The sequence below is a fragment of the Staphylococcus auricularis genome, assembly GCF_051172115.1.
GTDB classification, from domain to species: domain Bacteria; phylum Bacillota; class Bacilli; order Staphylococcales; family Staphylococcaceae; genus Staphylococcus; species Staphylococcus auricularis_A.
The window spans coordinates 1-275 of sequence record NZ_JBPIZN010000031.1; the positions used below are offsets into that span (position 1 = coordinate 1).

General features: G+C 30.5%; 1 protein-coding gene. It reads right to left on the minus strand.

What is annotated here, in order from left to right; translation table 11 throughout:
* Nucleotides 1-275, minus strand: a 275-nt coding sequence (locus tag ACSBRB_RS10685; protein ID WP_435032734.1) for a hypothetical protein, incomplete at both ends; no start/stop codon positions are given.

Below are 275 nucleotides of genomic sequence, written 5' to 3' on the forward strand. Positions count from 1 at the left end.
TGCAGAAAGTTGATCTGTTAAGAAATCTTTTACTTCTGTTTCTTTATCTGTTGAAGCTGCTAAACGTTTCGTCAATTGTGACTCATCAACTGATTCACTTTTATTTTCTTGTGTTGTGTCTTCAGCTTTTGAAGTATTAGAATTTGTATCAACTTTATTGTCAGTCACATCATTACTTTCGATAGTTTTAACTAAACTATCTGAAGTGTTAGTAGTTGTCGTTTTTTTATTATCTTCAGTTGTTGAAGCTTTGTCATTACTATCTGAAGTTGTAT